This is a genomic window from Shewanella sp. 10N.286.54.B9 (genome assembly GCF_041468565.1).
In the GTDB taxonomy this organism is placed as follows: Bacteria; Pseudomonadota; Gammaproteobacteria; order Enterobacterales; family Shewanellaceae; genus Shewanella.
Genome location: NZ_JBFRIY010000004.1, coordinates 27,845 through 50,590, shown reverse-complemented (window position 1 = coordinate 50,590; position 22,746 = coordinate 27,845). Strand labels below are relative to the sequence as shown.

Annotated in this window: 21 protein-coding genes and 1 pseudogene; 1 reads left to right on the top strand and 21 read right to left on the bottom strand. The window is 45.7% G+C overall.

The features are described from left to right. Nucleotides 1-26 precede the first annotated feature (26 nt). The 21 genes and pseudogenes from hutH to gmk all read right to left on the bottom strand — a co-directional run bounded on the left by hutH (nt 27) and on the right by gmk (nt 21,335). Nucleotides 27-1,586: a histidine ammonia-lyase gene (hutH, locus tag AB4135_RS01250; RefSeq protein ID WP_371989617.1), complete on the bottom strand. Its 1,560-nt coding sequence runs from the start codon at nt 1,584-1,586 to the stop codon at nt 27-29. Next, complete coding sequence (locus tag AB4135_RS01245) at nt 1,583-3,301, bottom strand: glycosyltransferase (RefSeq protein ID WP_371989615.1); 1,719 nt, start codon at nt 3,299-3,301, stop codon at nt 1,583-1,585. Before AB4135_RS01245 ends, hutH begins: the two co-directional genes overlap by 4 nt. Beyond that, a complete protein-coding gene (locus AB4135_RS01240) occupies nt 3,301-3,693 on the bottom strand; it encodes a thioester dehydrase (RefSeq protein WP_371989613.1) in 393 nt (130 codons plus the stop codon). The genes AB4135_RS01245 and AB4135_RS01240 overlap by 1 nt, the downstream gene beginning before the upstream one ends. Further along, nucleotides 3,690-5,069: an AMP-binding protein gene (locus AB4135_RS01235; RefSeq protein WP_371989612.1), complete on the bottom strand. Its 1,380-nt coding sequence runs from the start codon at nt 5,067-5,069 to the stop codon at nt 3,690-3,692. Before AB4135_RS01235 ends, AB4135_RS01240 begins: the two co-directional genes overlap by 4 nt. Beyond that, nucleotides 5,066-5,614, bottom strand: a complete 549-nt coding sequence (locus AB4135_RS01230) for a hypothetical protein (protein WP_371989610.1) — start codon at nt 5,612-5,614, stop codon at nt 5,066-5,068. The genes AB4135_RS01235 and AB4135_RS01230 overlap by 4 nt, the downstream gene beginning before the upstream one ends. Then, complete coding sequence (locus AB4135_RS01225) at nt 5,614-5,862, bottom strand: acyl carrier protein (protein ID WP_020910524.1); 249 nt, start codon at nt 5,860-5,862, stop codon at nt 5,614-5,616. The genes AB4135_RS01230 and AB4135_RS01225 overlap by 1 nt, the downstream gene beginning before the upstream one ends. Nucleotides 5,863-5,870: 8 nt before the next feature. Beyond that, complete coding sequence (locus AB4135_RS01220) at nt 5,871-6,125, bottom strand: phosphopantetheine-binding protein (protein ID WP_371989608.1); 255 nt, start codon at nt 6,123-6,125, stop codon at nt 5,871-5,873. Further along, nucleotides 6,103-6,925 (bottom strand): annotated as a pseudogene (locus tag AB4135_RS01215) (lysophospholipid acyltransferase family protein). The gene AB4135_RS01220 and the pseudogene AB4135_RS01215 overlap by 23 nt, the downstream one beginning before the upstream one ends. After that, a complete protein-coding gene (locus tag AB4135_RS01210; RefSeq protein WP_371989606.1) occupies nt 6,918-7,634 on the bottom strand; it encodes a beta-ketoacyl synthase chain length factor in 717 nt (238 codons plus the stop codon). The pseudogene AB4135_RS01215 and the gene AB4135_RS01210 overlap by 8 nt, the downstream one beginning before the upstream one ends. A gap of 323 nt (nt 7,635-7,957) precedes the next feature. Next, nucleotides 7,958-8,830, bottom strand: a complete 873-nt coding sequence (locus AB4135_RS01205; protein WP_371989604.1) for a DUF3014 domain-containing protein — start codon at nt 8,828-8,830, stop codon at nt 7,958-7,960. Between the two features lie 193 nt (nt 8,831-9,023). Beyond that, nucleotides 9,024-11,099 (bottom strand): ATP-dependent DNA helicase RecG, encoded by a 2,076-nt coding sequence (gene recG / locus AB4135_RS01200; protein WP_371989602.1) that lies wholly within the window; start codon nt 11,097-11,099, stop codon nt 9,024-9,026. Between the two features lie 80 nt (nt 11,100-11,179). Next, nucleotides 11,180-11,776 (bottom strand): response regulator, encoded by a 597-nt coding sequence (locus AB4135_RS01195; protein WP_371989600.1) that lies wholly within the window; start codon nt 11,774-11,776, stop codon nt 11,180-11,182. Between the two features lie 7 nt (nt 11,777-11,783). Beyond that, nucleotides 11,784-12,854 (bottom strand): sensor histidine kinase, encoded by a 1,071-nt coding sequence (locus AB4135_RS01190; RefSeq protein WP_371989598.1) that lies wholly within the window; start codon nt 12,852-12,854, stop codon nt 11,784-11,786. Nucleotides 12,855-12,956: 102 nt separating this feature from the next. Continuing rightward, on the bottom strand, nt 12,957-13,646 hold the full coding sequence (locus tag AB4135_RS01185; RefSeq protein WP_371989596.1) for a hypothetical protein: 690 nt from the start codon (nt 13,644-13,646) through the stop codon (nt 12,957-12,959). Nucleotides 13,647-13,754: 108 nt separating this feature from the next. Next, complete coding sequence (locus AB4135_RS01180; protein WP_371989594.1) at nt 13,755-14,678, bottom strand: calcium/sodium antiporter; 924 nt, start codon at nt 14,676-14,678, stop codon at nt 13,755-13,757. Nucleotides 14,679-14,880: 202 nt separating this feature from the next. Continuing rightward, a complete protein-coding gene (locus tag AB4135_RS01175; RefSeq protein ID WP_371989592.1) occupies nt 14,881-16,536 on the bottom strand; it encodes an AMP-binding protein in 1,656 nt (551 codons plus the stop codon). Nucleotides 16,537-17,056: 520 nt separating this feature from the next. Further along, nucleotides 17,057-17,743, bottom strand: coding sequence for a tRNA (guanosine(18)-2'-O)-methyltransferase TrmH (gene trmH / locus AB4135_RS01170; protein ID WP_371989590.1), 687 nt, complete (start codon nt 17,741-17,743; stop codon nt 17,057-17,059). A 73-nt stretch (nt 17,744-17,816) separates the two neighbouring features. Further along, nucleotides 17,817-18,200, bottom strand: coding sequence for a RidA family protein (locus AB4135_RS01165; RefSeq protein ID WP_371989588.1), 384 nt, complete (start codon nt 18,198-18,200; stop codon nt 17,817-17,819). 49 nt (nt 18,201-18,249) lie between these two features. Then, entirely contained in the window at nt 18,250-20,355 is a 2,106-nt protein-coding gene (gene spoT / locus AB4135_RS01160) for a bifunctional GTP diphosphokinase/guanosine-3',5'-bis pyrophosphate 3'-pyrophosphohydrolase (RefSeq protein WP_371989586.1), read from the bottom strand. 13 nt (nt 20,356-20,368) lie between these two features. Then, complete coding sequence (gene rpoZ, locus AB4135_RS01155) at nt 20,369-20,650, bottom strand: DNA-directed RNA polymerase subunit omega (RefSeq protein ID WP_020910538.1); 282 nt, start codon at nt 20,648-20,650, stop codon at nt 20,369-20,371. 61 nt (nt 20,651-20,711) lie between these two features. Then, complete coding sequence (gene gmk, locus AB4135_RS01150; RefSeq protein ID WP_371989584.1) at nt 20,712-21,335, bottom strand: guanylate kinase; 624 nt, start codon at nt 21,333-21,335, stop codon at nt 20,712-20,714. Between the two features lie 294 nt (nt 21,336-21,629). On the opposite strand from gmk, the gene AB4135_RS01145 reads away from it, so the two are divergent. Then, entirely contained in the window at nt 21,630-22,733 is a 1,104-nt protein-coding gene (locus AB4135_RS01145) for a DUF805 domain-containing protein (protein WP_371989583.1), read from the top strand. Nucleotides 22,734-22,746: the final 13 nt, after the last annotated feature.

Here is a 22,746-nt window from a genome sequence, read left to right as displayed (position 1 = left end):
AACTCTCCGTTTAGCGCTGCTATGCACTAGCATACTTCCCAATAACCCGATTGGATTTTATCAACGGTTGAGCGAAGTGTTTGCTCAAGCGGTCGATCTTCGGTAAGCAGTTCAAAATCTTCTTCAACCTGCGCTAGCGTCTTGCCTAGTGAGGGGGTGATAGAGCTTGGCACAAGTTCTTGTTGTGCTATGCGTAAACGAATGCCCTGGGACATGGCTAATAGCGCGGCAGCAGCCACTTGCTCAGTCAGTTGTAGCACTCGGATGCAGTCACGGGCTGAAATAGTCCCCATGCTGACTTTGTCTTGGTTATGGCATTCAGTCGAGCGTGAAAACACGCTAGCAGGCATAGTGTTTTTTAGCGCTTCAGCAGTCCAAGCAGACACGCCAATTTGCACAGCTTTAAAACCGTGGTTAATCGCTTTACGTTTCCCCATGGCACCGGACAAGTTAGCTGGTAGACCATTATTAAACTTTTGATCCATCACTAATGCCATCTGGCGATCGATAAGATCGGCAATATTTGCCACCGCGTTTTTCATTGAATCCATGGCAAAGGCGATATGGCCGCCATAGAAATGACCGCCATGGAGGATATGTTCGCCTTCCGCATCGACAATAGGGTTGTCGTTAGCGCTATTTAGCTCAGTTTCGATAAACTGGCGCATAAACGGCAGCGCATCTTGCAGTACGCCAATCACGTGCGGCGCGCAGCGGATTGAGTACCTGTCTTGCAACCTGTCTGAATTACGCGGATGAGTGTGATGATTGAGATCTTCACGGATCCAAGTCGCGATCTGGTTTTGCCCTGGATGCGGTTTGGCGGCAAACAGGATGTCATCAAAATGGTTTGAATTCCCTTTTAACACTAATGATGCCATCGCAGTAATACGGCTTGAAAGACGTGCCATATATTGGGCGCGGTCGTAGGCTAAGCAGGCTAATGCGGTCATCACTGCTGTGCCATTCATTAGTGCTAATCCCTCTTTAGGACGTAGTGTCAGCGGTGTAATACCTAGCTGCTGATAAACTTCGCTGGTTGGGCGACGTTCACCTTGATACATCACATCACGCTCGCCAACTAGTACTGCCGCCAGGTAAGACAGTGGCGTTAAGTCACCACTGGCGCCGACAGAGCCTTCCTCTGGGATGACTGGAGTAATATTAAGATTAAGCAGTGTTTCTATGCGCTCGAGTAGCTCATAGCTGACGCCAGATTTACCGACAGCGAGTGAGCTTAAGCGGCAGGCCATTACCGCTCTCGCTTGCGAGATAGACAAAATATCGCCCATGCCACAACCATGAAAGCGGGTTAAATGCAGCGGCAGTTCATGGACTAAATCGAGACCAACAGTAACAGTGCACGAGTCGCCATAACCTGTGGTTACGCCATAGACTACGCCTTCCTCTTTTAGCAAACTATCGATAAACCAGGCACCTTTTTGGATATAGGCTCGATACTCATCGGTCTGGTTCAGTTTTGCAGTAGCACCTTTTGCAATTGCTACCACGTCTTCAAGAGAAAGGTTACGGTAACCAAATTCTACCGATTGCTTGTTGGTATTTAGGGGGCTTGCCTGTGTCATTTCTGTTGTTGTCCTTTACTGCTTTGAACATTGGTACGTTGGATATCTTCATCCTTGTGCCAAAAATCATAAAAATTAAACCACTGTAGTGGCTGGCGCAGCGCAAAATATTCTAAGCGCTGGCTAAAATCGAGTACTGCATTTTCTAACCGCTCAGCGCGGCCTGCACGCGGGCCTTTTAAGGTGTTCGCAAAGTGGCTTACATGTACGTGATAACGCCCTTGCTCACGTAAGCAAAATAGGGTGAATACTGGGCAATCTAATAAACCAGCAAGAATAAAAGGTCCTTGGGGAAAGGGGGCTTGCTTACCTAAAAATGGTGCGTAAATAACCCGTCCTGCAGTTTGTGATGAGGTTCTATCACCTGCAATCACCACCAATTCACCCTCATCTATTTTTTGCTGTAGCAAGATAGAGGTACTTGGGCCTAGTTCAGTGACTTGAATAAGGTTAAGTGCGCTATCAGGGTTGAGCTGTTTAAGCACGCGGTTAAAGTTTTCAGCGTTGTCGGTTAGCACCATGACGTTAACTTTTACTTTGCGCTGGTGGATCGATATCGCCCGACAAAGTTCAAGGTTTCCTATGTGCGAGACCAGTAAAACTGCGCCTTTTCCTGTTTCTAGCTGGTCAGTCAGCAGCTGTCTATTAGGAAAGTCGACTTCAGCAAGTTTGATGCGATCGCACCATGCATCAATACGATCGAGTGCGGCATTACCAAAGGAAAAGAAGTGCTTCAAGCTATCGCGCCAACTTAGTTTATCACTCAGTTGTGGGTGGTTAGGCTGAGTGATTTTCACTTGAGCTAAGAATTGTTTTGATGCGGCTCTAGCCGTTGTTCCTGTGGCAAAGAAATAGCAAATAACCGGATACATAATGGCACGGCATAACCAGTGGCCGCCGTAACGATAGCTATCGGCAATCAGTTTTATGCCCCAGTAGTTACCGCGTTCTTGTAGACTTGACCAGTGTTTATCTTGATTGCGTAGGCTCACTTTTTGCCATAATCGTTTAGGTTGACGCAGCAACATGCCAAAAAATAATTGGCTGTGCATGAGTGATATGCGCACATTATCTTTAAAGCCTTGAAAGTGGCTAACGCCATCTTCGGGGTAGGTCACTCGGGTTGGAATATGCACAACCGGCACGCCCTGCCAGTACAAACGCACTAAGACTTCAATATCGAAATCCATGCGCTCGCCAAGGGCATGGCTTAAAAATAGCTTCTCTGTTGCTGCTAAAGGGTAAACTCTAAAGCCACACATAGAGTCTTGAATATCAAAACTGAGGGTTTCTATCCAAACCCAAAAATGGGTGAGGTAGCGGCCATATAAGCGCCCTTTGGGCACTGAGTCATCATATTGTGGCAAGCCTGAAATCAAAGCCTCCGGCTGCGCCTCTGCTCTTGCTAGCATTGCCGGTATATCATCTAGGTTGTGCTGGCCATCTGCATCGACCTGCAGTGCATGACTAAAGCCATCTTGGTAGGCGGTGCGTAATCCGGTCATTACTGCCGCGCCTTTACCACGATTAAAAGGGTGGTGCAGTAGTGTTACCCAAGGATATTTGTTTGCCAGTTCAATAAGCAAAAAACGAGTTTCATCATCGCTGCCGTCATTGACTAAATAACAGGGCAGCGCAAGCCCATCCAGTTTAGCAAGCGTTTCTGCAATGGCTGCTCGGTGATTGTAATTGGGGATGACCAAGGCAATACGCATTAATCGTTTACCTCATCCGCAGCTTGGAGGGTGGTTTGCTCAGCTTTGTTGAGTGCTATTCGTCCCGATGCAAAACGCTTTTCACCATCGCTATAAGCAAAAATAAGTTTGGCTTTTGCGGTGTTATGAGTGATGGTTAAATCAACTTGGGTGTCAGGTAACATCAACTGCTGAAACTTGAGTACCTCAAGCACTGCCACACTGCAATCATAGCCAAAGTGTTGGCAACCGAGTTTGATCGCCCAGTCTAATTGAGTGACGCCTGGCAGTACCGGTTGCTCGGGAAAATGGCCGTTAAAGTACTCCAGCTCAGCGACGATATTTAATCGCCAACAGATGGAGTCGGTTTCGGCTTGAGTACTGATAATGGCTGGTAGTGCTGATTTAATCATTTACTTTTAAACTTATCGATATCAAATAAAGCCAACATGGTGCTATGTACGCGTTTACCCTGCTGATCCAGTGGTAGTTGCTCGGGGTAGCGCCAGCGTCTTGGCAGTGTGACACGTTCAAATTGTGACAAAAGGTGCTGTTTAAACTGGTTGTTAAGCGCTAACTTGCCATTAAGTGCAAGCTGCTCTAGCCCTTGGGGCGAAAGCTCTATTGCCGCTCCCAATTGCGTTCTAGGCTGCTCAAGCATCAATAACACAGCCTTGGTGACATAGGGATGACTTTCTAGCAATGACTCCATTTGCACCAGAGACAAACGCTTCTCCTCAACTTTGATGATGCGGTCTAGGCGCCCTTCGAGGGTAAACTGACCGTCGGCAACAATGCTAATTTTGTCTTCACATCTAAGCCAGTTTTCATCTTCTAAATAGGGAGAGCGAAGCTGTAGCGCACCATCGTCGGTATCTTGCTTAATCTCTATTTTGGCAAATGTTTGCCAAGGCTCTAAAGGAGAGTGTTGTTGTCTATAGCCAACGCCGCCGGTTTCAGTGCTACCAAATACTTCAGTAGGTAACTGACCGTAACAATGTTTAATTGCCATTGCGGCGTCAAAGCTTAACGGCCCGCCGGAGCTAAATACTAAGCTCGGCGCGCGAAGTTGCCGCTCGTTATCCAGCGCATCCGGTAGGCGAGACAGTTGTGCAGGGCTACTGATTAAGCAGAGGTTTGGAAACAGGTTTGCATAATAGCTCAGAGTTTCTGGGTATTCGACCAGGTCACTCAGGAATGGGCGACTGGCAGCTAAAGGCCAAAGAATTTTAAATAACAGACCATAAATATGTTGGTGTGAAACCGTGGATATCACACTACAGTGAGGCAAGTGTTCGGCAAAGGTATGCTCTAACACACTGACCTCAGCATCGAGCTGGCTAAGTGATTTGGCAATTTTCTTAGGCTTACCGCTGCTACCGGAGGTAAATAGAACCAGTTCGCCCCATTGTACCAATTGAGGCCAGGCCGATGTTGGCAGGTTGAGCTCTTTATCTAGGCGTAGAAAAGCTTTGCCTTCACAGAGAGGTAGATCAGAAATCACCCCTTCAAACTCATGAGTCAATTCACTTAATGTTCCAGCTTGAGTATTGGCTGGTAAGATAATCTGTTTGCCAGCGAGTAAACCTGCACAGAGTCCTACGGCAAACATATCACTGCTTTCACAACTAAGTAGCCAGCGTTTCTCTATTGAGCTGACTAATTGCTGATGTAAGTGAGCCACTTGGCTGCTGAATACGGAACCCGTCACAATATTGTGATGGTTGAAGCTTATCAACTGCTGTGCGGATGGCCCTTGAGACAACCAAGATTTAAGTAATTGAGTCATGTCTTTTTTAACCACAATGTTCTGTATAACCACTCTAGAGCGAGCAGTAAACCGATAAGCAAATAGGCGATTAAACCGTTATAGAGTGTCCAAGTCGCTAAATCTGTATAGAGCGCGGTATAAAGTGCCACGCTAGCATTAAAAATAAACAGTCCACACCAAATCAGCGTTACTTTTTTGAGGTAGCCAACTGCTGTCAGTGGCAGATCAGGCTCTTTTAATCTGGCTAACTGTTCAATCATGCTAGGGCCACGAAGCAGTGAGTAACTAAATAGCCCCAACATGGTGAGGTTGATCACCACCGGGTAAAACAATAGAAGATCATGCTCCCTGGCGAAAAAGCTACCTGCAGTAAGGCCAATACCAATAAATATCGGTAGGCGTAATGCTTTAAGTTTCTGCTTTTGCAGCATTAAGCGCAGTAGTAATACTGCACACAGCAGCAGTGCTATTGTACCGCCGGGCAAATAGTGCAAACCGAAGTAGACGGCTAGTGGGTAGCCAATAACCACCAAGCTGGTCACTACTTGCAAAAATAGCCGCATTAGCCTTTAACTAAACCTTCAATCGCAGTGACGACATCACCGACGCTACGGACTGCTTTGAACTCTTCAGGCTTAATTTTTTTACCTGTCATCTGTTGCAATTTGATCACTAGATCGACCGCATCAATACTGTCTAGATCCAGTTCTTCATAGAGTGATGCCTCTAACGTTATATCGTCTGCTTCTACTTCAAATTCATCAACTAAGATGTGAGTCAGTGCTTCTAGGATCTGTTCACGAGTTTGCATAATATCTCCTACACTCGCCGTGACTTAACAAAGTTTGCTAAGCTAGCAACGCTGTAAAAATGCAATTTGGTTGCTTCAGAATTTGCTTCAATTTTTACATCGAACAGCTTCTTGATGGCTAAACCAAGTTCAAGGGCATCAATAGAGTCTAATCCCAATCCTTCGCCAAATAGCGCAGCATCGGCATCAATATCATCAATAGTGACATCTTCAAGATCAAGACTGTCGATGATCAATTGTTTAATTTCGTTTTCTAAGCTCATAAGTATTTATCTAATTGTTGTTTATAATATTCTTCAAGATCACGAGTCATTTGGCGCGCCATTTTAGCATCGCCACCCGCAGTAGCATCATAACGTAGATAGGGCAGTTTTTCGCCTACTTCGATATGCATGCCGATTGTACGTCGAGGTAGTTGATACCAAGACTCTTGTTTACTAAAGCCGACACAGTTGGTCTTAAGTAGTAATGGTAGTAGATCGCTTTGGGTACGGATGGTGATGTTAGCTGCACCACGGGCAAAATCATTGACTCGTTTGCCGATAACTGTGCGGGTACCCTCAGGGAAAATAATTAAGTTGTTGCCTCGGTTTAACACCTCTTTGCAGTCCGCTAGAAGTAAATCAGCACCACGATTCGGGATGTAACCGGCACTCGATACGACGCCACGCATAAATGGATTACGCCATATGCCTTGTTTAACAATGCAGCTGGTATTAGGCATTAAGCTGATTAACACCACAACATCAACTAACGTCGGATGATTAGAGGTAACAATCATTCCTTGGGCATCTTTTAGCTGTTGTAGGTTGCCGTGGCTAACTTTGATCAGACCAGTCCAAGTGAGCATATGGACAAAGCCTTTAAACATAATATGCACTGCGTACTGCACTCGCTCTATACGCTGAGTAGTGGTGCCTGGCCAAAACCTGAGGATGGGTAAAATCGTTAGTGAACTGAGTAGTCCGCCAAGGCCAAAAATGATATAGCACAATGTGCCACCCAACCAGCGTGGCAGGTAAGCGATGCCTGTTAGTCGAGCAGGGGCAGGTTGATTACTCAAAACTCAGGCTCCAATGTGCGCCAGAGAAGTTACCTGAAGTTGCTTTTTTGTGGGCAATACTCACGAGTATGTCTACTAGTGTTAGCGGGTTTACATCTGCCTGTATTGGTTGCAAATCGATTTGGGCAAGCGCAACCTGTTGAGTGTTACTCGGGGCAATCACAAAAGCTGCAGAGATTGGCCACTCAGGCTCGCTGGCAAACTGCTGGTAGATATCAGGGACTGTGTCATCAGCATAAGAAAGTAGCAAGGGTTCAGGAGCATCGACTAACAACGCATATGCTTCGATAAATGCTTGGTAAAGTGTTTCACTTCCCGCTGCGATAGAGGTCGATGCGTTTTGGTTTTGGCTCAAAATGCTATAGATACCACTGGCAGTATTGTGTACTGATTGGCTAAAAGCTGTTGGCGATAGTGGAGACTGACCGACAATGTCATTGAGTAAGTTGATGGTACGATTTATCTCTCCGTGTTGAGAGGCAAAAATACTGCGGCATTGCGCGGGCGGCTCACATTGAAAAACCGAATCAAGGATTATTTTAGTCAGCTTACTGAGGCGGCGGCGTTGCATTGCGGGAACTTGTGGCAATTTAGGCGCAGCCGTTGCTATCGCTCCAATATCAAATATCGCAGCAGGCCATGCTTGCCAGTCAGCTTTATGCTGATACTGTGGCGACCAAGCGCCCCATGAAAGAATGCTAAACTTCATTGCACTGCCTCACATACGAATATCCGTTCGTAGTGCCTAAATTAAAATGTGTAAGTGACTGATTTATTAAATTATAAACCAAATACGCTGTTCGAGCGCTAACTAAGTTCATAATCAGCTGAGATAACTTAGGATAGGGAGTACAACACGACCATCAAAAGTACGCTGACGAGGCGCCATTCTACAACAGAATATGTTTGAACAAGAAGTGTTTTAAGATACGGCTGTAACTTAATGCGGTCGGTGGTTATCGAAGTGTAGGGCTAAGGTAAGGGCTCTGTTATTTTAGAGCCCTTTACACTGTTTTAAATGTTGGTAACGGATTAGTTTAGGTGTTTCTGTAAGCGACGTAGTGCTGACTTTACCTTGCGAGAGTTTTCAGGTCCCATACGGATCATTAATTTCTGTGCATTAGGCAGCGCTTCTAGGTTCGGGTCAACAAATTGATAGTTAACGCTGACTCCGTCAAGTTCAATAGGCTGCTCAATAATAGGCGCATCCAGCATGATAGCGATAGCCTGCTGCATTCTTTCATCAAACGAAGTATCGTTATAGCCGAGTTCACTAAATGCTTCACCTAGCAGTGGAGTTATCTCTTTGTAACTTTTGGCTAATTCCTCTTCATTTAGGCTGGCAAGAAAGTCAGCGTACAGATCATAACGATGGTAGCTATCAGGATCGACATAGGTTTTGTTTGCTATCTCAGACACTGTGAAGCTGTTGTTTGGTGCTTTTAACGGGCTCACTTTACGAGCCAATTCACCTTGAGCCAAGTTATCTACAAATACCACGAATTGGCGTACAACATTATCTTCAATCATCATTGGCTCTATGGCCATTCCGTCAGCGATGTCTATCGCCTTTTGATGGATATAGGCATCACTATCAGCAAGAGCAGGAAGCGGCTCAACCTCAGGAGCTGGCTCAACTTCAGGTAACTGCACTGGTATAGGCTCAACAATTTCAGGCTCAGGTTCAGGCAGAATCGCTTCTGTTTCAAGCGGCTCTTCTGGGATTGGATCTGGCACAATAACCGGTGCAATAATCTGTGGCTCTTCACTCTTATCATCACCACTTAAATAGTAGTAACCTCCAGCAGAGATCAACACAACTGCGGCAATGGCAATAATTGCTAGGCCATTTGTACCTGAGGATTTCTCCTGAGGTGTAATTCTATCTTCTTGACTGAGTTGCATTTAGTTTCCTCTGCTACCGCACGATAATCGTTTTAGTGGTAATGCATTTGCTATTTACCCATTTTGCAAAATTAAACAGGCTTGTCTATAGGTTGAAGCTCTATTAAGGATATTTAATTTGTATCAAGCGTTAAACTGTATCGAATTACCACATAGAGTATGGCTAAATTGTCTTAAACTGGTGGCTTTCCCTCTATGCTTGGACAAATTGCTCACGATCACCAAGCCAACGTTGAATGATGGCGTCGACACTGCTAGGAGCTTGCTGCATAACATGAGGGGCTAGCTTTTGCACATGAGGGATTAATGCTTGATCGCGCATTAGATCTGCGATTTTCATATCGGCAACCCCCGTTTGCTTTGTCCCTAATACTTCCCCTGGTCCGCGGATCTCTAAATCTCGCTGTGCGATAACAAAACCGTCGTTACTTTGCCTTAATACACCCAAGCGCTTAGTTGCGGTGGCTGATAGCGGCGGCTTATACATCAACACGCAATGGCTGGCGATGGCGCCACGACCAACACGGCCTCTAAGCTGATGCAGTTGCGCAAGCCCAAGGCGCTCTGGATTCTCGATAATCATTAAGCTGGCATTGGGTACATCAACGCCAACTTCAATCACGGTTGTCGCCACGAGCAAGTGTAATTCACCGGCTTTAAAGCTTGCCATGATCTGTTGTTTCTCTGCAGGCTTCATTCGGCCGTGGACTAAGCCTACTTTTAGCTCGGGCAGAGCAAGTTTGAGCTCCTCTGCGGTGTCTTCGGCCGCTTGGCATTCTAATGCCTCAGACTCCTCAATCAGGGTACATACCCAATAGGCTTGGCGATTATCGTTAACAGCAGCTTGGCGTACTCTGTCGATAACTTCTTCGCGGCGCTGATCTGATACTGCGACGGTGGTTACAGGAGTTCGTCCTGGTGGCAGTTCATCAATGACTGAGGTGTCGAGATCGGCGTATGCTGTCATCGCTAACGTTCGCGGAATAGGCGTAGCGGTCATAATTAGCTGATGCGGATGAAAGCCTTGGCTAACACCTTTCTCGCGTAAACCTAAACGCTGGTGAACACCAAATCGATGCTGCTCATCGATGATGATTAACGCAAGCTTATTAAACACTACTTGCTCTTGGAATATTGCATGGGTACCAATAACAATATTGGCGTAGCCTGATTCAATATCGGTTAAAGATTGGGTTCTTGCCTTACCTTTTAACTTGCCTGCTAGCCAGCCGACTTTAAGTCCAAGCGGCTCAAACCAGCCTCGAAAATTGATTGCATGCTGCTCAGCAAGGAGCTCTGTCGGCGCCATCATCGCGACTTGATAACCGCTCTCAATGGCTTGCAGTGCGGCCAGTGCGGCGACCAAGGTTTTGCCTGAGCCTACATCCCCCTGCACCAAACGCATCATAGGTTCTGCTTTTTCAAGGTCATGAGTGATGTCACTAACCACACGTTGCTGCGCGCCTGTTGGTTTAAAAGGCAGCGATGCTAGAAATGGATTTAGCAGTTGTCCAGTCGCCGACATACTCACGGCTTTGTCGCGGCGGGTGCGTTGGCGAAGGCGTAGCATACTTAAGTTATGTGCTAACAACTCTTCTTGAATAAGGCGTTGTTGTGCTGGATGGCTGCCATTTTCTAGATCAAACAGTGACACCTGATTATTGGGGCGGTGCAGCAGCTGCAGTGCCTGTTTGAGCTCCATATTATTGGGCTGTAGGTTGCTAGGCAGTAATTCTGCTAGTCCGCCGTTGGCCAACATCGTTAAGGCTTGTTCTGTGAGTTTAATCCAGCTAGCTTGTTTAAGGCCTTCAGTTGTTGGGTACACTGGCGTTAATGTGTCACTTAATGGCGCGGGATCGTCTGGAGAGACTAATTTGTATTCTGGATGAATGATCTCGTTGAAGTGCTTGCCGCGGCGGATTTCGCCATAGGCGCGGATAACACTACCCGTTTGCAGGCCATTTCTTTGTGCAACTGAGAAGTTGAAAAACCTTAAGGTTAAACTGCCGGTATCATCACGCACAGTGCAGGTAAGCATGCGCTTACGCCCCTGCAATACTTGGCTTGATTGGATTACAGCTTCTATTGTGCCGTAGCTGCCAGGGTACAGTGAGGCTATGGGGTAAATTTGAGTACGATCTTCATAGCGCAGCGGCAGGTGAAACAACAGATCTTGCACTGTTGTGATCCCCAGCTTTGCTAATCTCTCGGCCATCTTTTTAGCGACACCCTTGAGTTCTGTTATCGGAACAAGATCGAGTCTTTGCAAACGTTTAGCACTCAAACACTGTAAATTTATACATATATTATCAGAGATATAATTTTACGCAAATTTGACGCCTTATAGCGTTATAACCAACCTTTTTGTTGAGCGATTCTGGCGGCGTCAATGCGGTTTGTTGCATGTAGTTTGCTAATAGCTTCAGATAGATAATTTCTTACCGTACCCTCAGCAATAAATAGCGTAGCAGCTATCTCAGAAGTCGATCTGCCTTCGCCTGCAAGTTTCAGAGCTTTACGTTCTTTGTCATTGAGAGGATCTGACTCGCCTACGGCCATGATTGCCAGCTCAGGATCGATAATTCGTTTGCCTGCCATCACTTGATTTATTGCGGTGATCAAAGTGTCTGATGGTGCGTCTTTGAGTAAAAAGCCGCTAACCCCAGATTCTATGGCGCGTTTTATATAACCAGCTCTGCCAAACGTGGTGATGACCACAATCTTTAATTTTGGCTTATGTTGTTGGCACCAGTTTGCCAGTTCTAAACCACTGAGACCTGGCATCTCAATATCGGTGAGTAACAGATCAAATTCTGAGGTTTTCAATAGCGCTATCGCTTCATCTCCATCAGCAGCTTGGCTGATATCAAATTCACCACTTAATGATAGTAGCGCTGAAAGTGCGCCTCGCACCATAGCTTGATCTTCAGCTAATAAAATTCTCACCTAAGGGTTATCCTTGTGTTGGCAGGCTAATCGTAAATTGGCAATCAGGATCTAAACTCCAACTGAGTGCGCCTTTAAATTTAGCGAGTCTTTCGTTGATCCCAGTTAGTCCATTACCCTGCTCAATTTGACTTGGGCAGCCATCATCACAAATGATAATACGTAGCTCTGTTGGGGTTTGCTCGAAGTGCAACTCGCAGTGAGTCCCTTTGCTGTGGCGGACAATGTTGCTGCAAAGCTCGGTTAAACTTAAGATTAGTTGAGTTTCTAACTCGGGATCTAATTTAGGGATCTCGCCAAATAAGCTTACGCTCAAGCCTTTGTCACGCAGAGTCTGACAAAGCTGGGTCACGCTGGCAGCTAAGCCTTTGTGTTTATAGCCTGATACCGTTTGGCGGATCTGACTTAAGCTATCTCTAGCAATGCTATTAAGCTCGGTTAATTGCTGCCTTGCTTGTTCGGTTTGATTATTGGCGATGAGCTTTTCGGCCAGCTCTGCTTTTAAAGAGATGGATGAAAGGCTGTGCCCCATGATGTCGTGCAGATCGCGAGCTATTCGTTCTCGCTCTAACATTGTTGCCAGCTGTTGGATCTCTGCTTGGCTCTTCTTTTCCTTACATTTATGCTCGACTCTTTTACGCTCCGCTACACCGAAAAGACCGATTCCGGCGATGAGTCCAGCGCCATAAATCACCCAATAGTAATGGTCAAAGTTGAGCCCAGCATTAAGTAGCGATAGTAGAGTTATGAGCCCAATTAAGCTGAAAATGGCGGTTCTTAGCGGGTAGAAAAACCCGATAAAGAAGCCTGCAAAAGTGAACAGTGATAGTGAACCAGTATTAATTGGTGTGACAAGCACGCCAATGGTTATCATCGCCAAAATCGGTCGGTAGGCGTTAGCCGTGGTTGAACGGTAAGCCCAAAAATAGCAATAAACAAAAGGGATTAAAGCCGCTAAGCTTAAGGCTATCTCCCAAGGCAGCATTTTTGTGACGAAGATGGGGATAAGATAAAACCCCAGATTGACTAGGTAAACCCAGGCCAATTTATCCTCTTTTGATTGCGCTGACTCAGTCATGAAAAATTCCTTTTAGAAGCTGACCACTTAAATGAAATATTGTACGAGTGTGGTTATTGGAGAGCGAAGCCTTGCTTCGCTCTCCTACTGTTGAGGCTGTGTTTATCGCTGTGCACTTTGATTATTTTGCTGCAGTAAAAACTGTGCCCAACCATAATCCTCTTCAACTGCTAAGGCTTGTTGCCAGTCAGCTATTGCACCTTCAGCGTCGCCCAAACTCTGCTTGGCGAGTCCTCGCCATGTGTAGGCTTCTGCGTGACCCCAGCAAATGTTATCACAGGGAATTGCGTAAAGCTCAATCGCTTGGGAACTCAAGTCTACAGCTCGCTGTTTGCTGCCACCATAGGTTTCAGGGGTATTAAAAGCCGCAATCGCCTGCACTAATGGCACCCGAGGGTTGGTAGGATCTAGTGCTTTAGCTTGCTCAATCGCTTTGGCAGCTTTGGATCCATATAGTGCTCCATTACTATAATCTAGACCGATTAGCATGCCGTAAACAGAAGAGAGCAAGGCTAGATTGTCTGCATTGGCACTCGATGCTGTTAGTGGCTCAAGGCTCTCTTTTGCTGACTCGAGTGCACTGATAGCCAGTTCTCGTTGACCCAGAATATTGGCGCTGATGGCAAGGCGGTAACCCGCATAAGCTTGCTGGTAATCATCACCTTTTTCGGTGAGTGATTGTAAGCTTTTTACGTCCATATGGTTTGCGGCGGCATCTATATTGCTAATGGTATCTGCTTGAGCAAATTGGCTGATAATAGCCATTGAAGTAACCAGTAATAGTGATTTCATATCAATCTCCTTTTGAGCCCGGTATTGGGTACGGAACCATTATTAAAGATTGTGGGATGACGCTGTAGGCACAAACGTCATCAGATCAATATGACAAATGTCATCAGTTTAGGCTTGAGTCACTAAATAGCAGATATAGGCCAGGTAGCCCAATACCAAAATTGCCCCTTCGCGGCGGCCAATACGCAAACCTGTGTAGGCAAAGGGGAGTAGCATAACCGCAAGTCCGATCATGACTTGCCAATCAAGGGGGCTGATATCGCTGCTAATAATGGGGTGGATAAGTGCGGTGACGCCTAAGATCCCCAAAATGTTGAATAGATTTGAGCCTACAACATTGCCAATTGCGATATCACTTTGCCCCTTGAGTGCGGCAACGATGGAAGTCACCAGCTCTGGCATACTCGTCCCTATAGCGACAATTGTCAGTCCAATAATGATTTCACTGATCCCAAAGGATTGCGCTAGCGCTACCGCGCCATCAACAAATAGGATCCCACCACCAACCAACATACTAATACCGACAATGATAAAGATGACGGATAGCCACTGGTTTTGTCCTGCATCTGCAGCTTCATCTGAGGTTTGTTTATCAGCAGTGAAATAGCTGTAGCTTAAGTAGCTGACGAGCAGAGTGCTAAGAATTGCACCATCGATAAAGCTTAATCCATCATCAAGCAATAACCCCCAAAAGAGCAGTGATGCTGCAATCATAATAGGGATATCACGTTTCACCATTTGCGACTCAATTTTGATAGGACGAATGAGTGCGGTAATACCTAAGATTAAGCCGATATTTGCAATGTTGGAGCCAATCACATTTCCCAGTGCAATTCCGCTATTGCCAGCAACTGCCGACTTAATACTCACCGCAAGCTCTGGCGCACTGGTACCAAAAGCGACTATCGTTAAGCCGATAATTAACGGTGATAAGCCAAGTTTAAGCGCGATACTGCTTGCGCCTCTCACTAGTGACTCAGCGCCAAGGGTTAGAATCACAAACCCGCCAATAATCGATAACCAAGTGATCATAACACTACTTATTAGATGAAATTAAAAGGACGGCTAGCATAGTTATTTTTGCTAAGAGCGCAACAAATAATCAGCTAACAAGGATTAAATATAGTTTACCCATTTAGCCTGATAGGAGGAGTTGGGGCTTTGAAGTACAGTGATTACAAAACAGCACACCTAAAGGTGTGCTGTTAATTTTTAAAGCATCATCGGAAGATAGTTAAATTTCATCTTCCCAGCAGATTTTGCCACCGCGAATACCATCGACTTTGTCACTGAAGCTTTTCTCCAGTACGTGACGTTTGATCTTCAACGTTGGAGTTAATACATCATTGTCGACGTCCCAATTTTCTTTGACAACAATAATCGCATCGACTGTTTCATGGGACTCAAGGTGAGGGTTAACCGCATCTAGAGTATTTTTCAAAGAGGTTCTAATTTCTTCTCTAGGTTGCATTGATGCGCCTTCAGAAAGCTGCACTAATGCAATTGGGTGTGGTAAACCTGAACCTATCACGCAGATCATCTCAATATGAAGATCTTGTGCTAACTTGCGCTCGATAGGCACTGGTGCAACGTATTTCCCTTTAGATGTCTTGAAGTTATCTTTCACGCGTCCGGTAATGGTAACGCAGCCATCATCATCGATACTGACAACATCGCCTGTGTGGAAGTAGCCCTCTTCATCAAAGCAAGCTGCGGTTTCTTCTGGCTGCTTATAGTAACCCTGCATTAACCCTGGGCTCTTAACCATGAGTTCGCCGACATCAGATTGTTTGATGGAACAACCTTCAACTGCATGGCCAACCGTGCCTATTTTACTGGCATCAAAAGGGTGGTTAATAATGGAGTAGGCACAGTTTTCCGTCATGCCCCAAGCTTCACTAATATTAAGGCCGATTTTGTGATACCAGCTTACAAGTGATGGTGGAATGGGTGCTGAACCGGAACCAAGAAGATGGCAATGCTCAAGGCCAAGCCCTGCATGAATTTTACGTTTTACAATGCCGCTAACAATCGGCACTTTAAGTAAGAAGTTAAGTTTACTGGCGCCAATTTTATCGATAATATTTTTTTGAAACAGGCTCCAAAGGCGCGGTACCGAGAAAAACACTGTCGGTCTTGCGCGCTGCACATCGGCAACAAAGCTATCGAGACTCTCAACAAAAGCCACACTACTACCTGAGTAGAATGAAGAGCCTTCCATCGCAACGCGCTCGGTGATGTGTGCTAGTGGCAGATATGAGATTAATCTATCTTCAACATCAGTTTTCAAATCACGCACTACAGCGTTACAAGTCCAGCCATAGCTGGCAAAAGTTTGGATTGCGCCTTTAGGTTTTCCTGTTGAGCCAGAGGTATAAACTAAGCTCATGATCTGTTCAAGCGTAGGCAATGGCGCATCAATTAATGGCTGACCTAGGGTGAGCAGTTTATCCCAGTGGTATTGAGCTGGCATGGTGTCGTAAGGCATGGCCATACGTAGAATTTCACCGCCAACGCCACTTTCTTGGTCTGCCCAGTAATCAAGTTTACCGATGAATATCGCTTTAGATTCACTGTGCTCTAGGGTGTAGCGTATGGTGTCTGCATTGGCTGTAGGGTAAATCGGAACGCTAATATAGCCACCATGCATAAGGGCTAAATCGGTGATAAACCATTCGGCACAGTTTTTAGAAAGAATGGCAACTTTATCGCCCGGGTTTAGGCCAAGATGTCTAAGTGCACCAGCAATTTGCTGCATCTTGATTTGTACATCACGCCAAGTAAAGGTCTTGTATTGGCCGTCAATAGGCTGCTTTAGATATACTTGATCGCCTTGTTTTTCAACCCAATGTTCAAGCATTTCAATTGGGGTTTTCATAGAAGATTCCATCGCAATTCCATATTGATTATTGTTAATTCCAATTCAGTCTGTTGCTGCTTTTTTGTTTTAATCGTTTGTTTAACAGGCTGGTTTATACCAATCAGTATAAATATTTGGCCTCTCAGCGAGAGTTTAGCGATTCTGAGGCAAGGCAACGAGTGAAGAGCATAGTTGTTCTACGGTTAAGCTCGTTAACACAGCATCAGAATCGCTAAAACTCGCCATTCTGGAGTATTTTTGGCTGCCTATTTCTGTGTTGAACAACTTCACAAGGGAACAACCATTGTTTCAGTTATTCGCCTTGAATTAGTTTGCCAAAAATAGCTCTGAGTTGATCAAATTCTTATATTGATTGGTATTAATATTGAGTATGGCGAAAAATGTGATCTATGACAACTTTTTCAAACGCTCGTTACAATTTCTCGTAATGATGTCGTTAAAGCATACCTTTGGGGCTACAAGCAGTGGGAGTTCAGCTGGGGCTAAGGAAGTGCTAACTGATCGAGCTAGCACTGTTTTCCGATAGTAACTATTCAGAAGGTGCGCGCATCTTTTGCCACCATTGCTCATCAGCAACAATTTGGCCGGCTTCATCAATAGCAGGATAGGCCAGCTTTTTACGGCGGCAGGCTTTGGCGTAAATAGGGTGCCCTTGTTCAAACAGCTTGATCTGGCAATACTCTTCATCAAGCTTTCGAGTGCCGTACATACCTGCGGCTTCACGTTGGCGCTGGGCTTCATACATGATTAGTGCCCCAGCAACAGATACATTGAGAGACTGCACCATGCCAATCATCGGGATGATCACATGCTGATCGGCGCTAGCAATACCTTCAGGGCTAACGCCATCGCGCTCGTTACCTAAAATAATCGCGGTTGGGCGGGTGTAATCGATTTCACGAAAGTCGATTGCAGTTTCGGAGAAGTTAGTGGCGAGGATCTGCATATCTTGGCGGCGAAATTCAGCCACGGCATCGCTCATTTTATGGTGCGCTTTAGACTTCACCCATTGCTGGCTACCTGAGGCGGTGTTGCCAGAAACACGCATCTCAATCTCAGGCCATACTGCATGGATCTCATGAATGCCAACCGCATCTGCAGTGCGAATAACCGCTGCAATATTATTGGTTTTATGCACCTTATCTAAACACAGTGTTAGATCTGGCTGGCGGTTGTCTAGCATACTGTTAATGCGGGCGAAGCGTTCTGGACTCATGTCTTTTATACCAAACTCTTTTATCAATAAAAAGGGCGCCGAAGCGCCCGATTCTTTAGTCAATGGAGTGGAATTACACTTCCATTACGCCGTCCATTTCAACCAATGAGCCTTTTGGAAGTTGGCTAACACCGATTGCTGCACGAGCTGGATAAGGTTGCTCAAAGTAGCGACCCATAATTTCGTTTACGGTAGCAAAGTTACTTAGGTCCGTCATAAAGATATTAAGCTTAACAATATCGCTTAATGAACCACCGGCAGCTGCACAAACAGCAGTTAGGTTGTCAAAAACCTGCACTACTTGTGCTTCAAATTCGTTGCTTACCATTTCCATTGTCTCAGGGTTCAGTGGGATCTGACCTGATAGATAAACCGTGCTGCCTACTTTAACTGCTTGAGAGTATGTACCGATAGCTTGCGGCGCTTTGTCGGTTGCAATGATAATCTTCTCTGCCATGATCTTCCCTTTATCTGTATTAAGTAAACTAATGTTTAGCTCAAATGAGCTAGCGGTTACGTGACGTTCGCAGTACTTCAGGTAGAACCCTAATACGACGCATCACGTTAGCTAAATGAATACGATCTCGCACAGAAATTCGTAGATTGATGAGGAATACACGCCCATCGCGCTCTTCTGTGGTTAAGTTATGAATATTCGAGCCTTCAGCGGCAACAATTGAGGTGATCTTAGCTAACGCACCTTGGTGGTTAACGATCTCTACTCGTAAGTTTGCTTGATACTCAACGCCTTCAGCGCTGTCCCACTGCACTGGAATATACTTATCGGGTTCACCTTGGTAGCCGCGGATATTGGCGCAGCTTTCCATATGGACCACTAAGCCTTTACCTGGGCTAACATGGGCAATAACCGCATCACCAGGAATTGGACGACAACAGTTAGCAAATGTCACCAACATACCTTCAGCGCCGCGGATTGGCATGGTATGTGATTCTCTTGTCTCTTGGGCATCAACTTGATCGCCACGTAAACGCTGGGCGATAACAATACTCATTGCATTACCCAGGCCGATATCGGCGAGTAACTCATCAAGCGTATCGTGCTTAGTATCGTTGACCACTTTTTCAACTTGCTCTTTTGGCAAGTCATCTAGCTTAGTGTCGCCTAACGCATGGTTCAATAGGCGCTTACCGAGCAGAACAGCATCATCCTCTTTAAGACTCTTGAGCAGCTGACGAATTTTAGCGCGAGCTTTACCTGTCACCACAAAGTTGAGCCATGCTGCATTTGGACGAGCACCTTTAGCGGTGATGATCTCAACGGTTTGGCCTGAAATTAGCGGTTGACTTAACGGGTATGCTTGGCGATTAACGCGAGCACCAACACAAGTGTTGCCGACATCGGTATGCACTTCATAAGCAAAGTCTACTGCAGTGGCACCAACGGGCAGTTCTAGAATACGACCTTCTGGGGTAAATACGTAGATCTCTTCAGGAAATAGCTCGGTCTTAAAGTTTTCTACGAATTCAAAAGAGGTGCTGGCGCTTTGTTGCAGTTCAAGCAGGCTTTGCATCCACTTACGCGCCCGAACTTGGGTGGTGGTGCCTTGCTCCTGTGAGCTGCCTTTTTTGTATAACCAATGTGCCGCGACCCCTTTATCTGCCATTTGATCCATATCTTCAGTACGAATTTGGATCTCAACAGGCACGCCGTGAGGACCAAATAGTGAAGTATGTAATGACTGGTAGCCGTTGGCTTTAGGGATAGCGATATAATCTTTGAATCGACCTGGACGGGGTTTGTAGAGGCCATGCATGGCACCCATAACGCGGTAACAGGTATCGATGGAGTCAACGATAACTCGGAAGGCATAGATATCCATGACTTCTTGAAACTGCAGTTCTTTGTTGCGCATCTTGTTATAGATGGAATAAAGATTCTTTTCACGACCTTTAACTGTGCCTTCAAGGCCAGTGTCTTCGAGTCGAGTACCAACAGCAGCTTCAATACTTTGAATCAGCTCTTTACGATTACCACGTGCGGCTTTCACCACCTCTTTTAATACACGATAGCGCATTGGATAGTAGGCATGAAAACCTAAATCCTCTAACTCACTCTTAATATTATGAATACCAAGACGGTTGGCGATTGGGGCGTAAATTTCGAGGGTTTCACGGGCAATGCGGCGACGTTTATCGGGACGCAGGGCACCTAAGGTACGCATGTTATGCGTTCTATCGGCAAGTTTGATTAAGATGACGCGAATATCTTGGGTCATCGCCATCATCATTTTGCGGAAGTTTTCAGCTTGGGCTTCTTTCTTATCGCGAAATTTTAGCTTGTCGAGCTTAGATACACCTTCCACCAATTCGGCAATAGACTCACTGAATATTTCAGCCAGTTCCTCTTTGGTTACAGGAGTGTCTTCGATGGTGTCGTGTAAGAGTGCGGCCATAAGCGTCTCATGATCGAGACGCATATCGGCCAGGATGCGGGCTACCGCAACCGGATGGGTAATATAAGGTTCGCCACTCGTGCGCATCTGACCTTCATGGGCATCGCGCGCCACCTGATAGGCCTGCTTGAGTAATTCTACCTGTTCAGGTTCTAAATAACCTGAAGCAGACTCCTTGAGACCTTCAAACAGATACAAGTGACTCTACTCCTTATATAGCGTTACGGCCTTCAGCGATGGCAGCAACGGCAGCAATTTCAGCTGCTTCACGTTCACGAACTGTTTGGCGCTCATCGGCGTCCAAAGTATCAGCTGTGACTAAACCTAGTTCGATTTCGCGCAAAGCGATAACCGTTGGCTTGTCGTTCTCTTCTTCAACCATAGGGTCTTTACCCTGCACGGCGATTTGGCGAGCACGACGCGCTGCAACCAGAATCATATCAAAACGGTTGCCGATTTTGTTTACGGCGTCTTCTACAGTTACGCGAGCCATGTTTGGAAACTCCAGTGTTTTATCGATTGAAAAAATGACGCAAAATTGTACATGAAGACAGTTAGTCTGCCAACAGATCTTTAATCATATCATTTTGCGTATGAATTTGGCTAGCAGTGGTTAATCTTTGGCTATGAATGATTGCTAAAAGATCGCGCTGCGCTTTGTCGAAATCATCGTTCACTAAAATAAAATCATACTCATTATAGTGCGACATCTCTGATACCGCTTGTGCCATGCGGCCTGCAATCACTTCTTGGCTATCTTGGCCACGCCCAGTAAGGCGGCGCTCTAACTCAGTACGTGAAGGAGGAAGAATAAACACGCCAATGGATTCTGGCATCACTTTTTTCACTTGCTGAGCACCTTGCCAATCAATATCGAGAAATACGTCGATTCCTTTTGCCAATGTTTGCTCAATGGTGACTCGTGAAGTACCGTAGTAGTTACCAAATACCTCAGCCCACTCGAAAAACGCATTTTCTGCAATGAGTGCTTTAAACTCATCTTGATTGACAAAGTGATAGTGCTGACCATTTGCTTCACCAGGACGGGGCTGACGTGTAGTGTGCGACACAGATACTTGCATATCAGCAGGTTGATCTTTTAATAAAGCTGATATCAGTGATGATTTACCTGCGCCACTTGGCGCTGAGACGATAAATAGATTCCCGCGTGCAGTCATGATTTGCCTATCCGGTGCTTTAGCCCTCTTTGGGCCAGTGAAAAGATTTAGCCGCGCATTATACAGCCTAGGACGATATTTGCGCTAGTGATCCCAGCGTGTAGAGGCATAATTTAGTGCTTCTCTCTATTTCTCAGACTAATTTCGCCGTATACAGCTAAAACACTGACATACTCAAGCAAATTGGGTAGGCTATTTACTGAGTTTTATGCTTTCGCCTGAGCATTAATACAGTTAAGTGGAAAGTCATCCACTTTCATTTAGGTTTGATTGAGAAGGTAGGAATATCAGGGTATGCAGTTTTCAGCACTTTTTTGTTTGGTAGGTCGTGATAACGGCCAGCGATTTGCGGTCATCAGTGGACTGATTTTCTTTGTTTTATTATTGGCTGCAGTGCTACTGGGCTCTACAGCGACATTGTATGTCGTTGGTATGTTGTTGCTACCCATATTAGGTTTAACCAGTTATAGACGACTACGAGATAGTGGCAAAACGCCGCGCTTGATAGCGTTAACGCTGGCTCCTTTTATCTTGGTATTGCTTACTCTAGTACATGTTGACAGTGTGATGCTGCTACTTACCTTTATGGTGTTTGCGGCGTTAGCCATAGGCTACATCGCCATTCTACCCTCGATTTCAAAGGCTAGTTACCGACAGGGATATTCTGGCCCTATCAAAATAGTCGATCGCGCAGTTACAAAAGGTTCAAGGGTACGTGTTGAGCCAACGTTAACTGCCAGCGAGACTGCCACTGAAGCGGCAACGGCTGCTTTTTCGAACTCAGAAACTGATTTTGAAGCAGAGTTCGCTAATGGCACTGCAACAGAATCACCTGTGCAGGGAGCAAACTCAAATAGCAGCGGCTTTATTAACATACAGCGTTGGCTGATGGCCAATCAAAAAATGGCGTTCTCAGCAGGGGCATTTTTATTGGTTAGCATGTTGTTATTGAGCATTTGGTCGCTAGTGCCTAGCGATAATGCTACTGCGGCAGAGCAAGACAGCACTGCAGCCGAACAGATCGCTAAGGCGCCCACTGTTGAACGCAAAATGACAACCTTGCCGGATGGCTTTAGTTTAGTGCTTGAAGATGATGTATTGATTGTAAGATGGCTAGGGGAGACAGGAACACCAACAACGCTTTGGTCTCTTGCCACTGCAAAAGGTGATAGAACTTGTGCTGCGCTTAAGTTTAATAATGGTACTGAGTATCGCCCTGTAGAGGTTGATTTATTAGCCGACACTGGCACCGAGGCTCGTTTTTCGCCGCTTGATACTAAGGCGATTATTGTTGATATGGCGCGCCGTGGAAATGTGAGTCTCTGTGGCTATAACTTCAGTCTAAAAGGCAGTCAAGCTGCCATCGGAAAAGTTGCCGCGTTCGCGACTTATTTATAACTTAGCGTATTGT